This window comes from Mesorhizobium sp. M0060, from assembly GCF_040323155.1.
GTDB lineage: Bacteria > Pseudomonadota > Alphaproteobacteria > Rhizobiales > Rhizobiaceae > Mesorhizobium.
Genome location: NZ_JAMYUP010000019.1, coordinates 61,467 through 73,074 on the forward strand (window position 1 = coordinate 61,467; position 11,608 = coordinate 73,074).

Sequence of the window (11,608 nt, forward strand, 5' to 3'; positions counted from 1 at the left end):
CAGAGGTACGGCAATGCGCATTTGGAAATCCCTTGTTCTGGCTGCACTCATGTCGGGTGTAGCGGGTATCGCCACGGCCGAAGAGGTTGTCCTCAACGCCGTGCATTTTACGCCGACGCAGAACGGCTACGCCCAGAGCTTCCTGAAGTTCGTTCAGAAGGTGAACGAAAAGGGCAAAGGCGTGGTTCAGATCAATGTGCGTGGCGGGCCGGAGGTCATTCCGCCGATTCAGCAGGGCGCGGCGCTCAGGAGCGGCCTGATCGACGTGATCGACACGCCGGCAGGGCAGTTCCTGGAGCTCGTGCCCGAAGGCGAGGTTTTCTCCGCGTCGACGAAGACGCCGTGGGAGGTCCGCGACAATGGCGGCTGGGATTTCATCAACGGAATTTTCGAGAAGAAGGCCAATGCCCACCTGCTGGCGCATGTCGACGCGGGCTCGGGCTTCAACGTCTTCACCGTTGACGAACCCAAGCTCAACAGCGAAGGCAGCATCGACTGGAGCGGTCTGAAGATCCGCTCGTCGCCGCTCTACCGCGATTTCCTTGAATCCTTGGGCGCAACGGTGATCGTGCAAGCGCCGGGGGATGTCTACACCTCGCTCGAGCGCGGCGTCGTCAATGCCAACGCGTATACGGTATTTGGCTATGCGTCCTTCGGCTGGGACAAATTCACCAAATACCGTGTCGACCCGCAATTCTTCAAAACCGATGTGCTGATCTCGATCAACAAGGCGAAATGGGACACGCTGTCGCCCGAGGCGCAGAAGCTGCTTGCCGACACGGCCGTCGAATACGAGCGCGCGAGCTACGACGCCAATCTCGCCGAGTCCGAAAAGCAGGCACAGGCGATGATCGGCGGCGGGCAGAAGGTGATCAGCTTGACCGGCGCCGGCCGCGACAAATTCCTGGCGGCTGCCACGCAGGCGAGCTGGGCGAGAATGACCAAACGCGATCCCACCAACATCGATCAGTTGAAGAAGTTCTTTCAGTAGTCCGAACGGAGGGCGCTGGTGCGCCCTTCATCAAGGTGGACATGAGGGTCGTCGGGAATGGACAGATTGTTTGCAGCGATCGGAAAGCTGAGCCTTGCGCTTGCCGCGGCGGCAAAAGTGGTGCTTGGCCTGATCATTGTCGCGGTGGTCGCTGATGTGTGCGTCCGCAATCTGGGCCTGAGGCCGCTTGCCTGGGCGGTGTCGGCGACGGAATACGGTCTGCTCTACGCGGCATTTCTGCCGATGCCCTGGCTGGTCCACAGCAAGGGCCATGTCTTCGTCGAGTTCCTGCGCCAGGCGCTTCCGGTGCGGGCACGGGCGGTGCTTGAAAAGCTGGTCTATCTCGCCTGCATTGCCGTCAGCCTCTACCTTGGCAGCGTCGCTCTGTCTTCCCTGATAAGCGCCGCGGCGGGCGGCGAATATGAAACGCGCAGTTTCGATATGCCGAAATGGCTGGTCTTCCTGCCCATCATGCTCGCCTTCTATCTCTCGGCGCTGGAATGGCTCGGATATCTGCTCGGCCGTGACACACTGTACACGCTCGACCCTCTGGAAATGGAAGGGCTCTGAGTAGTGGCCTGGCTGTTTCCATTCGCCGTGCTCGTTGGCACCATTCTTGTGTTGATGGGCCTCGGGCTGCCAGTCGCCTTCGCGTTTTTCGTCACCAATGTGATCGGGCTGTACCTGTTCTTCGGCGGTTCGATCGGCGTGACGCAGATGGTCGCCAACTTCTCCGACGCTGTCTCGACCTATGCGCTTGCCCCGCTGCCGATGTTTCTTGTCATGGGCAGCCTGTTCTTCCGCTCCGGCCTCGGCGAGAAAGTCATCTACGCGCTCGACCTGTGCATCGGCAATCTGCGGGGACGCCTTGCCTATGTCGTCCTCGCCGCCGGCACGATCTTTTCCGCGCTATCAGGATCGAGCCTCGCCAATACCGGCATGATGGGCTCGCTGATGGTGCCCGAGATGCTGAAGCGGGGCTACAAGCCGCACATGGCCTACGGACCGGTGCTTGGCGCCGGAAGCCTTGCCGTCATCATCCCGCCATCCTCGCTGGCCGTCTTGCTCGGCTCGCTGGCCCAGATTGACGTAGGCGCGCTGCTCATAGCGGGGGCTTTGCCCGGACTGCTCCTCGTTGTCATGTACGCGGCCCTGATCTTCGCACAGACGAAGATCGACCCGGACGCCGCTCCGCACTATCCGGTACCCGCCGTTCGTGCGGCCGAGAAGGTGAGGGCGGTTGCCGTCAACATCATTCCGATGAGCGTCATCGTGTTCATGGTGGTCGGCACGATCATCCTCGGGATAGCCACCCCGACCGAGTCGGCAGGGCTCGGCTGTGCCGCCGTCTTCGCGTTGTTGTTTGTCTACCGCAGGTTCAGCTGGTCGGTTGTCTGGAAGTCGCTGGACGATGCGATGAAGGTCACGGGCATGACCTTCCTGATCATCTCGGCTTCGACGACGTTCTCGCAGATATTCGCCTTCTCCGGCGCGTCGAACGGCTTTATCCAGTTCATCGTGGGCTACGATCTTGGACCGTATCCCATGCTGCTCATGATGGTGCTCGTCATCCTGTTGCTCGGCATGTTCATGGATCAGGTCTCGATGATGCTGATCACGCTGCCGATCTTCCTGCCGATCGCCCAGCAATTCGGCTACGAGCCGGTGTGGTTCGGGCTGATCCTGCTGCTCGCCTACGAGGTCGGCTTCACCACGCCGCCGTTTGGTCTGCTGCTGTTCATCATGATCGGTGTTGCGCCGAAAGGCACGTCGCTCAAGACGGTTGCCATGTCAGCGGCGCCTTACATCGCGCTGACGCTTCTGCTGATCCTGCTGATTGTCCTCTTTCCGCAGATCGCCCTCTTCCTTCCGAACTTGATCTAGTCGAACTCGATCCAGCAGGTGTCCACATGCGCTTTGCCTATCTTGCTTTCTTCCACGATGACCGCGAGGCAAACTTGGCCATCGCCCGTGACGATGTGGACGCTGTGCGGCGCGTGATCGCGTCAACGCCGGGCCTTGCGCTTGCAAACATCTATCTGCCCGAAGTGGCGACGGACATGTTCAACAAGGATGGTCCACCGCCGGTTTTTGGCTTCCAGCTCTATTTCGACGAGTTGGCGGGCATGGAGGCGGCGCTGGCGCCGTCCGGACATCTGCAGGCGCTTGCCGCACCGGATATGCTGTCGAGCATCGCCGGTTCGAGGCCGACGCAACAGGCAATGTGCGTGCGTCCGTTTCCCGTCGATGACGCTGGCGTCAAGACGTCTGGGCTCCCCTGCAGCTATCTTGTCCACTATCCCGGGCCGGCCGAAGACATGAATGTCTGGCTCTACCATTATGTGACGCATCATCCGCAATTGATGCGGGCCTTCCCCGGCATTCGCCACATCGAGGTTCTGTCGCGACTGGATTGGTGCGGCTCGCTGCCCTGGCCGCGGGTCGACCATATGCAGCGCAATCGGGTCATGTTCGACAGTCCCGCGGCGCTGACGCACGCGCTGCAATCGCCGGCGCGGCTGGAGATGCGCGCCGACTACAAGACCTTCCCGCCGTTTTCAGGCGGCAGCCGGCATTTCCCGATGTCGACGGAAGCCGTGCATCCTTTGCCGCGGGCCACATAGCGCGAACAGGTTTTGCCGGCACCGAAAAATCTCTGGAGATGTCATGTACGACTTTCGCAAGAAATGTGTCTCTCTCAATCGCCTCATCGGCACCTTCTGCGCCATCCCGCATCCGGTGGCGGTCGAAGTGGCGGCCGCAAGCGGGGTCGATTTTCTGTGCATCGACTGGGAGCATTCGCAGATCGGCCGCGAGCGGCTTGAAGATCTGATCCGAGCAGCCGATGTCCACAGGGTTCCTGCGATGGTGCGTGTGCCGGGCCAAACGCCGGAGTGGATAGCCGCCGCGCTCGACGCCGGCGCGTCGGGCGTCCTGGTACCGCGCGTCTCGACGGCCGAGCAAGCGCGCATGGCGGTCATGGCCTGCCGTTACCCGCCTGTCGGCGCACGCGGCGTCGGTCCAGGCCGCGCCGCCGGTTATGGCTACAGGATTCCGGACTACCTCATGTCGGCTAACGATGTCCTGACGGTCGCCATCCAGGTCGAGACGGCCGAGGGCCTCGCCAACATCGACGACATTGTCCAGGTCGACGGCGTCGACGTGATCTTCATTGGCCCCGGCGACCTGTCTGTCTCGATCGACGCCATGGGGCCGGCCGGTCAGGACAAGCTCAATGCCGCGATCGTCAGGATCGCGGCTGCGGCGCGTGCGGCCCGCAAGGCCGTCGGCATCTTTCGCCCTTCGGCAGACGATGTCGGGAAATGGTCGAAGCACGGCATCAGCTTCTACATGCTGGCCAGCGACACGATGTTTCTTGGCGCCGGCCTTGCCGCCGGCGTCGCCTCGGCGCGCAGCGCCTCATAGCAAGAGTTTGGCATGAAGATAATCAAGACCGACGGCGTGCTGTCAGTCGAGGAAGAGCAGCTAAGCTACCTCGACGGCTTGAATGCCGAGTTTATCGAGAAGACGCTCCTCACAGAAGATGCCCTGATCGAACACTGCCGCGACGCCGACGCGTTGATGATATTGCGGGAGCCGATCACGGCTCGCGTTCTGGCAGAACTGAACAACCTCAAGGTCATCGGACGGTTCGGCGTAGGGCTCGACTCGATCGACGTCGAGGCCGCCAGCCGTGCCGGTGTTCAGGTAACCTATGTGCCGGACGCCAATCTGGTGGAGGTCAGCACCCATGCCATGGCCTTGATCCTGGCCTTGACGCGCAGGCTGAAGCAGTTCGACAGCGCGGTGCGCGCCGGCCGCTGGGCTGCAATGACCGATGGCGCCGGCATCACGCGGCCCGACCGGCAGATCCTCGGCCTGATCGGCTTCGGCCAGATCGGGCGGCTGACTGCCGAGCGGGCGCGGGTCTTCGGCTACCACATCATCGCCTACGACCCGCATATGCCGGCAGAGCGCATCGCGGCCGGTGGTGCCGAACCGGTCGGCTTCGACGAGCTGCTGGCCAGGGCCGACATCGTCTCGCTGCACGTTCCCGCGACACCGGAGACCAGAAACATCATGTCGGCGCAAGCCCTGTCGCGCATGAAGGAAGGGGCAATACTCATCAACGTATCCCGTGGCGGGCTGGTCGACGAGGTCGCGTTGGCGGATTTGATCCGGCGCGGCCATCTGGCAGGCGCCGGCATCGACACGTTCGAGCAGGAGCCGCCTTCGCCCGACAATCCGCTGCTGGCGCTGGACACCGTCCTGGTCAGTCCACACGCGGCGCATTACTCGACCCAGTCTTACGCCGAGGTTCGCAACAAGGTGTTTGCCGATGTCGCATCGGTCCTGCGCGGCGGCAAGCCGGTATATCCGGTCAACCGGATATGACCAATTCCCGATGTCGGCACCATCCGCTGCCTGTCGACAGTTCCACCTTAACGTTCCGGGGCAGGCGCCCTTGAGCGCGACCTCGGCAAACGGATAAAGACGGGAACAGGTAAAGTGAATTCGCATTTTTTGCCGACAGCGCCACATTTTGTTCTTGCTTTGTGCCGGCAGCTATGCTACTAATTTACGTATGGTGCTGATTCGCACCGAGGACCGCCGCAAGGCGGTTTTTTTGGCTTTAGATTTCAGCGCCATCCGTCGAGGCTCTGCTCGGCTTGTCGCGACGCTCGACGATATAGATGTGGTCGGCGACCAGCACCACATCGCCATGCTGGTTGATGACTTCGCAACGCTCGATGACGCGACCCGAATCCGGCCGCTTCGGGTCGTCTTCCCTAGCCGAGATGGTGGTGCGGGTCTTGATCGTGTCGCCGATGAACACCGGTTTGATGAAGCGCAACCTATCGTAGCCATAGGAAAAGGCGACCGGGTTGACGACGCTCGCCGTCAGCCCGACGCCGACCGAAAAGACCAGCGTGCCATGGGCAATACGCTGGCCGAACGGCGTCGTCTTCATGAATTCGGCGTCCATGTGGTGGGGAAAGAAATCGCCCGTGTGGCCGGCATGGACGACGAAGTCGGTCTCGGTGATGGTGCGCCCGCTGGTCATGCGCGACGAGCCGATCTGATAGTCCTCGAAATAGACAGTCTGTTCCATGTCAGGGCCTCGCCGCGATCGGTGTTGCCGGCGCCGCGCTCGATTGGTACGCGGCCTCGACCAGCGCCATGGTATTCCAGCCATCCTCGACGGAACTGACAAGCTCGCTGTCCTCGCCCGCTGCGTAGCGCTGGACATTGGCCATGCGGCCGACAAAGGCATCGGGAAACCATTCGCCGACGAGCGGCACCGCAATCCAGTCGGAGCCGCCCTTGGGGTAGATTTCAAGGATGTCCGGCTCGCCGCGCGGATAGTCGAGATTGAGCCCCAGTTTGAGATAGGCGGCGCCCTCGGTGCCGCAGATGCGGAATTCGCAGGCCTGGTGTTTTCGACCGAATTTGTGATCATGGTTGATCGACAGTGCACAGCGCACGGTGTCGCCATAGTCGAGGATCGCGCTGGTGCGCGTTTGCGCAACCTTGTGGCCGGGGTGGCCGAGTGTCTTGGCGTGAACCCCCTTGGGATCGCCGAGCAATTGCCGGATCAGATCGAGATAGTGGATCGAATGCATGGCGATCTCGACGCGCGGTGCCTTCAGCAGGAACTCCCAGAGCTGCCAGGGTGTCGCCAGCGCCAGCCACGCATCGAAATCGACCACGTCGCCGAGCCAACCCTTGGCGATCGCATGCCTGAGCGCCAGCATCATCGGCGCGAAGCGAAGCTGGAAATTCACCGCGGCCTTGAGGTTTTTGGAGCGGCAGATTTCAAGAATTTCGGTGGCCTCGCGGAGGTCACTGCCCATCGGCTTCTGGATCAACGCCACAGCATTGTCGGGTAACGCCCTGAGCACGCCGGCATGATGGGCCGGCGGCGTCGCCAGATCGAAGACGACGTCCCTGTTCGCCGCCGCTTCCTCGACCGACCGGTAAGCTGTGACGCCCCATTTCTGCGCCAGTTTTTCCGCCTTTGCTTGGTCTGGATCGAAAAGCCCGGCGACCGGAAAGCCGGCTTTCCCATAGGCTGGGAAATGCGCATCGCCGACGATCGAGCCTGCGCCGAAAATCACGATCGGCCTGGGCCTGGACGGCTGTGCCCAGGCCTGAGCAAGCGAGGCGGGATCGAAAACATCATCAGTCATGATGGAAGACTTCGTCCATCGTCGCCCACCACTCGCCCTCCTTGCGGGTCGGCAGCGGCTCCTGGCAAGGCATGCAGAGCGCCCACCATTCCTGCGTCCTGGGATCGGCTGCCATCTTCGCCATGTCGGCGGCATAGTCGGTGCCGTGATATTCGAAGGTGCTGAACAGCAGGTGCTCCGGCTCCCTGAGATAGATCGAATAATTCTTGATGTTGCAGGCGGAAATCATCCTGAGAACATCCGGCCAGACGGCGGCGTGAAGCCGCACATATTCAGCGACTTTCTCCGGCTTGAGACCAAGCACCATTCCCATTCGCTGCATGTCCGGCTCCCTATTTTGTTATATCGGTCGTGAATTCCGCGATGCTCTTGGCCTTGATCGCATCCCAGTCCCAGTCGATGCCAATGCCGGGCTCGTCCGGCGCCAATGCGTGCCCGTCCTCGATGCGCATTTTCTTCCCGGTCAGCTCGTCGAGCTGCGGAATATACTCGACATATCGGCCGTTCTGAATGGCGCAGGTCAGGCTGACATGCAGTTCCATCAGGAAATGCGGGCAGACCGGGATGTCGAACGCCTCGGCTGCGTGCGCTACCTTCAGCCACGGCGTAATGCCGCCGATGCGACCGACATCGACCTGAACGATCGAGCACGCGCCCTTCTGCATATATTCGCGGAAATGCCGGATCGAGTAGAGCGACTCGCCGATGGCGATCGGCGTCGAAGTCGCATTGGACAGACGGACATGGCCGTCAATGTCGTCCGCCGGCAGCGGTTCCTCGATCCAGGCGAGGTCGAGCTCACGCAGCCGCTCGGCCCGGCGGATCGCCTCGTCGACCGAAAAGCCCTGGTTGCAGTCGGTCATGATCTCGTAGGAGTCTCCAACCGCCTGGCGCACCGCCGTCAGCCGGGCGAGATCTTCGCAGCCGTGCGGCTTGCCGATCTTGACCTTCGACCCGCGAAAACCCTTGGCTTTGGCGGCCAGCGCGTCCTCGACCAGCGCCTCGGTCTCGATGTGCAGCCAGCCGCCCTCGGTCGTGTAGAGCGGGCAGCGGTCCTTGGCGCCGCCGGCCAGCTTCCACAAAGGCAGGTTTTGCTTCTTCGCCCGCAGATCCCAAAGTGCGGTATCGACGGCCGCGAGCGCGATTGCGGTGATCGCGCCAATCGTCGTGGCGTGGGTGGCGAACTCCAGCGCGTGCCAGATCGCCTCGATCATATCCGCATCGCGGCCGATCAGCCGCGGCGCAAGGTGATCGGCCAGGAGCCGCATCACCGATGAGCCGCCGGTGCCGATCGTGTAGCTGTAGCCGGTGCCGACGGCGCCGTCGGCGTCGGTGATGGTGACGATCGGTGTCTCCTGCGAGACAAAACTCTGGATCGCATCGGTGCGCTTGACCTTCGGCACCAGGTCGACCATCCGCAGTTCAATTTTTTCGATCTTTGCCATGACGTTAACCTCGCAATGTCTTGCCCGTTTCGGCAGAAAACAGATGGGCCTGCGACAGGTCCAGGCTCATCTTAACCCAGTCGCCGGCTTTGAGCGGCTTTGGATTGAGCATCCGCGATACCCAGTCGCTGCCGTTGAATTCGGCGAACACCAGCGTTTCGTTGCCGAGCGGCTCGGTGACGGTCACCGGCAATTCCACCTGGTGGACGTCGACCTCTTCGCCGGAGCTGATGCCGTGTCCGGTCGGATAGATGTCGTCGGGCCTCAGGCCGAACACCACCTTGTCGCCGGTTCCGACATTGGCCTTGAATTGGCTGGGCAGAGGCAATCTCTCGCCGCTGGCGAACAGCAGCTGTCCGTCGTCGACAACCGCCTCATGCAGGTTCATCGGCGGCGAGCCGATGAAGCCGGCCACGAAACGGGTCTGCGGACGGCGGAAGACCTCGTCGGGCGTGCCGACCTGCTCGATGAAGCCGTCGCGCATGATGACGATGCGGTCGGCGAGCGTCATCGCCTCGACTTGGTCATGGGTGACGTAGATCACCGTCGACTGGACCTTGGCGTGCAGCTTTTTGATCTCGGTGCGCATCTGCGTCCGAAGCTTGGCGTCGAGGTTGGAGAGCGGTTCGTCGAACAGGAAGACGTCGGGATCGCGCACGATGGCGCGGCCCATGGCGACGCGCTGGCGCTGTCCGCCCGACAACTGCGACGGCCGGCGGTCGAGCAATTGGTCGAGGCCAAGAATGCCGGACGCCTCGGCCACGCGGCGGTCCATTTCCTCTTTCGCGGCGCCCGCGATCTTCAGCGAGAAGCCGAGGTTTTCGCGCACGGTCATGTGCGGATAGAGCGCATAGGATTGGAACACCATCGAGATGTTGCGCGAGCGCGGCGGCAGATCGTTGACCTTGCGGCCGCCGATCTCGATGACCCCGTCGCTGATCGCCTCGAGGCCGGCGATCATGCGTAGGGTTGTCGACTTGCCGCAGCCGGACGGTCCCACCAGCGCGATGAACTCGCGGTCCGCGACCTCGAGGTCGATGCCGTGCACCACCGCCACCGGGCCATAGCTTTTGGTGAGTTTTTTCAGCGATACTGTTGCCATGTCAGCCTTTCACCGCGCCGGAGGTGAGGCCGCCGACGAGGTGTTTCTGGACGATGAAGGTAAGCGTGAGCGCCGGTATGATCATGACCACGGCCAGCGCACACATGCCGCGCCAGTCGATGGTGAACTCGGCCGTATAGTCGAGCAGGCCGACCGGCAATGTCTTGGAGTTGATCGAGCGCGTCAGCTGCGAGGCCAGCGCGAACTCGTTCCACGAGGTGAGGAAGGCAAAGATGCCGGCCGAGGCGATGCCGGGCCCGGCGAGCGGAAACTCGACTTGCCAGAAGGCCTGCCAGCGCGTGCAGCCGTCGATCTGCGCGGCCTCGGCGAGGTCTTTCGGCACCTGGCGGAAAAAGCCGTCGATCAGCCAGACGGTGAAGGGCACGTTGAGCGCGACATAGACGAGGATCAGCCCGAAATGCGTGTCGATGATGCCGAGCCGCGCAAAGACGAAGAACAGCGGCAGCGACAGCGCGATGCCGGGCACTGTGCGCGTCAGCATCAGCCCGAGGAACATCGCCGACTTGGCGCGGAAGCGGTAGCGGGCAAAGGCGTAGCCGCCGGCCATGCCGATGACGATGGCGATGACGGTCGAGGTCACCGAGATGATCAGCGAATTGCGGAAATAGTCGAGCACCGGGATGCCGCCCTTGCCGACGCCGCTGAACATGGCGACGTAGGCGTCGAGCGAGAGGTCCCGCGGGATCCACACCGGCGGCTTGGCCATGATCTCGACGGTCGGCCTGAGCGACGACAGCACGATCCAGATGCCGGGCAGGCAGATGACCAGCATGGCCAGAAACAGCCCGACGCCATGGACGATCCGAAGCGCCTTGTTGCCGAGACGATGCAGGCTGTTCTGGTCCATCCTCACCACTCAGCCGCGATCTGCGTGCGTGCCGCGGCGAGCTTGCGGTAGAAATAGACGGTGAACAGGATCGACAGCAGGATCGAGAAATAGGCCATGGCGTTGGCCATCCCCATCCTGGCGTCGCTGTAGGCGGTGCGGGCGACGAGCGTCCAGACGAGCTCGGTGCGGCCGGCGGGGCCGCCGTCGGTCATGATCTTGACGATGTCATAGGCGCGCGCCACGTCGAGCGAGCGGATGGTCATGGCAATGAAAGCAAACGGCATGATGAACGGCCAGGTGACATAGCGGAATGTCTGCCATGGCGTGCAGCCGTCGACGCGGGCCGCCTCGACCGGCTCGCGCGGCATCGCCAGCAGCCCGGCAAGGATGAGGATCGCGAACACCGAAGTCGATGACCAGATTTCCGCGGTCAGTATGGCGATGAAGGCGAGATTGCCGTCGATCAGCCACGGAATGGCGCGATCGGTCAGGCCGAGTGCCTGCAGGGCGTTGTTCACCAGGCCGATATTGTCGTTGAACATGAATTTGAACTGGAAGCCGACCAGGATCGGCGAAAACATCATCGGGAACATCATGATGGTGCGCAGGATCCGCCGTCCGCGCGATGCCTTTTCCACCAGGAGCGCCAGCCCGAGCCCGATCAGCATTTCAAGGTTGAGCGCCACCGTCAGCAGCACCACGGTACGGGCAAAGGCGATCCAGAAATCGCGGCTGGCCAGGATGGTGACGTAGTTACGCGCGCCGATGAAAACCCAGAACGTCTCCGGCTTGGTCAGCCGGAACGGCGTGAAGCTGGAATAGAGCGAGAGCAGCAGCGGCACCACCACTACCGCCGCCAGAACGATCACCGCCGGCAGCAGGAGCAGCAATGGCGGCGAGGGTCTCCAGCCTTTCATGTCGATCCGGTTCTGGTTGGTGCCCGGACGCCGAAGGCCGCCATCGGCGAACTGGGATCAAGACAAAGCGTGTTGCGCATGGTTCGGAAAAAGTTCGGGGCGCCGCTCGTCG

The 11,608-nt window shown here is 62.4% G+C and carries 13 protein-coding genes; 6 read left to right on the forward strand and 7 right to left on the reverse strand.

The window, feature by feature from the left end:
* The first annotated feature begins 13 nt into the window (after window positions 1-13).
* The 6 genes from dctP to NKJ94_RS19535 are packed head-to-tail and all read left to right on the forward strand — an operon-like array spanning window position 14 to window position 5,386.
* Window positions 14-991, forward strand: coding sequence for a TRAP transporter substrate-binding protein DctP (gene dctP / locus NKJ94_RS19510; protein ID WP_352527143.1), 978 nt, complete (start codon window positions 14-16; stop codon window positions 989-991).
* Between the two features lie 57 nt (window positions 992-1,048).
* Window positions 1,049-1,561, forward strand: coding sequence for a TRAP transporter small permease (locus tag NKJ94_RS19515; RefSeq protein WP_352527144.1), 513 nt, complete (start codon window positions 1,049-1,051; stop codon window positions 1,559-1,561).
* 3 nt (window positions 1,562-1,564) lie between these two features.
* Window positions 1,565-2,875: a TRAP transporter large permease gene (locus NKJ94_RS19520; protein WP_352527145.1), complete on the forward strand. Its 1,311-nt coding sequence runs from the start codon at window positions 1,565-1,567 to the stop codon at window positions 2,873-2,875.
* Window positions 2,876-2,901: 26 nt separating this feature from the next.
* Window positions 2,902-3,615 (forward strand): hypothetical protein, encoded by a 714-nt coding sequence (locus NKJ94_RS19525; protein ID WP_352527146.1) that lies wholly within the window; start codon window positions 2,902-2,904, stop codon window positions 3,613-3,615.
* Between the two features lie 43 nt (window positions 3,616-3,658).
* Window positions 3,659-4,417: an HpcH/HpaI aldolase family protein gene (locus NKJ94_RS19530; protein WP_352527147.1), complete on the forward strand. Its 759-nt coding sequence runs from the start codon at window positions 3,659-3,661 to the stop codon at window positions 4,415-4,417.
* A 12-nt stretch (window positions 4,418-4,429) separates the two neighbouring features.
* A complete protein-coding gene (locus tag NKJ94_RS19535) occupies window positions 4,430-5,386 on the forward strand; it encodes a C-terminal binding protein (protein ID WP_352527148.1) in 957 nt (318 codons plus the stop codon).
* 238 nt (window positions 5,387-5,624) lie between these two features.
* Here NKJ94_RS19535 and NKJ94_RS19540 read toward each other — a convergent pair whose 3' ends face one another.
* Genes NKJ94_RS19540 through NKJ94_RS19570 form a run of 7 tightly spaced genes read right to left on the reverse strand, consistent with a single transcriptional unit; the run spans window position 5,625 to window position 11,496 of the window.
* Window positions 5,625-6,104 (reverse strand): MaoC/PaaZ C-terminal domain-containing protein, encoded by a 480-nt coding sequence (locus NKJ94_RS19540; RefSeq protein ID WP_352527149.1) that lies wholly within the window; start codon window positions 6,102-6,104, stop codon window positions 5,625-5,627.
* Window position 6,105: 1 nt separating this feature from the next.
* Entirely contained in the window at window positions 6,106-7,182 is a 1,077-nt protein-coding gene (locus NKJ94_RS19545; RefSeq protein WP_352527150.1) for a Gfo/Idh/MocA family protein, read from the reverse strand.
* Complete coding sequence (locus tag NKJ94_RS19550; protein WP_352527151.1) at window positions 7,175-7,504, reverse strand: L-rhamnose mutarotase; 330 nt, start codon at window positions 7,502-7,504, stop codon at window positions 7,175-7,177. The genes NKJ94_RS19545 and NKJ94_RS19550 overlap by 8 nt, the downstream gene beginning before the upstream one ends.
* A 10-nt stretch (window positions 7,505-7,514) precedes the next feature.
* Entirely contained in the window at window positions 7,515-8,627 is a 1,113-nt protein-coding gene (locus NKJ94_RS19555) for a mandelate racemase/muconate lactonizing enzyme family protein (RefSeq protein WP_352527152.1), read from the reverse strand.
* 4 nt (window positions 8,628-8,631) lie between these two features.
* Window positions 8,632-9,729 carry an ABC transporter ATP-binding protein gene (locus tag NKJ94_RS19560; RefSeq protein ID WP_352527153.1) on the reverse strand — a complete coding sequence of 366 codons (1,098 nt, stop codon included), beginning with the start codon at window positions 9,727-9,729 and terminating at the stop codon, window positions 8,632-8,634.
* 1 nt (window position 9,730) lies between these two features.
* Window positions 9,731-10,597, reverse strand: a complete 867-nt coding sequence (locus NKJ94_RS19565; RefSeq protein ID WP_352527154.1) for a carbohydrate ABC transporter permease — start codon at window positions 10,595-10,597, stop codon at window positions 9,731-9,733.
* 2 nt (window positions 10,598-10,599) lie between these two features.
* Complete coding sequence (locus NKJ94_RS19570; RefSeq protein WP_352527155.1) at window positions 10,600-11,496, reverse strand: carbohydrate ABC transporter permease; 897 nt, start codon at window positions 11,494-11,496, stop codon at window positions 10,600-10,602.
* Window positions 11,497-11,608 lie beyond the last annotated feature (112 nt).

Excerpts from the sequence above, each read along its gene's own strand:
- NKJ94_RS19560 (WP_352527153.1), bottom strand. The coding sequence starts at position 9,729 with ATGGCAACAGTATCGCTGAAAAAACTCACCAAAAGCTATGGCCCGGTG.
- NKJ94_RS19530 (WP_352527147.1), top strand. The coding sequence starts at position 3,659 with ATGTACGACTTTCGCAAGAAATGTGTCTCTCTCAATCGCCTCATCGGC.
- NKJ94_RS19570 (WP_352527155.1), bottom strand. The coding sequence starts at position 11,496 with ATGAAAGGCTGGAGACCCTCGCCGCCATTGCTGCTCCTGCTGCCGGCG.
- NKJ94_RS19535 (WP_352527148.1), top strand. The coding sequence starts at position 4,430 with ATGAAGATAATCAAGACCGACGGCGTGCTGTCAGTCGAGGAAGAGCAG.
- NKJ94_RS19540 (WP_352527149.1), bottom strand. The coding sequence starts at position 6,104 with ATGGAACAGACTGTCTATTTCGAGGACTATCAGATCGGCTCGTCGCGC.
- NKJ94_RS19525 (WP_352527146.1), top strand. The coding sequence starts at position 2,902 with ATGCGCTTTGCCTATCTTGCTTTCTTCCACGATGACCGCGAGGCAAAC.
- dctP (WP_352527143.1), top strand. The coding sequence starts at position 14 with ATGCGCATTTGGAAATCCCTTGTTCTGGCTGCACTCATGTCGGGTGTA.
- NKJ94_RS19515 (WP_352527144.1), top strand. The coding sequence starts at position 1,049 with ATGGACAGATTGTTTGCAGCGATCGGAAAGCTGAGCCTTGCGCTTGCC.
- NKJ94_RS19550 (WP_352527151.1), bottom strand. The coding sequence starts at position 7,504 with ATGCAGCGAATGGGAATGGTGCTTGGTCTCAAGCCGGAGAAAGTCGCT.
- NKJ94_RS19545 (WP_352527150.1), bottom strand. The coding sequence starts at position 7,182 with ATGACTGATGATGTTTTCGATCCCGCCTCGCTTGCTCAGGCCTGGGCA.
- NKJ94_RS19565 (WP_352527154.1), bottom strand. The coding sequence starts at position 10,597 with ATGGACCAGAACAGCCTGCATCGTCTCGGCAACAAGGCGCTTCGGATC.
- NKJ94_RS19555 (WP_352527152.1), bottom strand. The coding sequence starts at position 8,627 with ATGGCAAAGATCGAAAAAATTGAACTGCGGATGGTCGACCTGGTGCCG.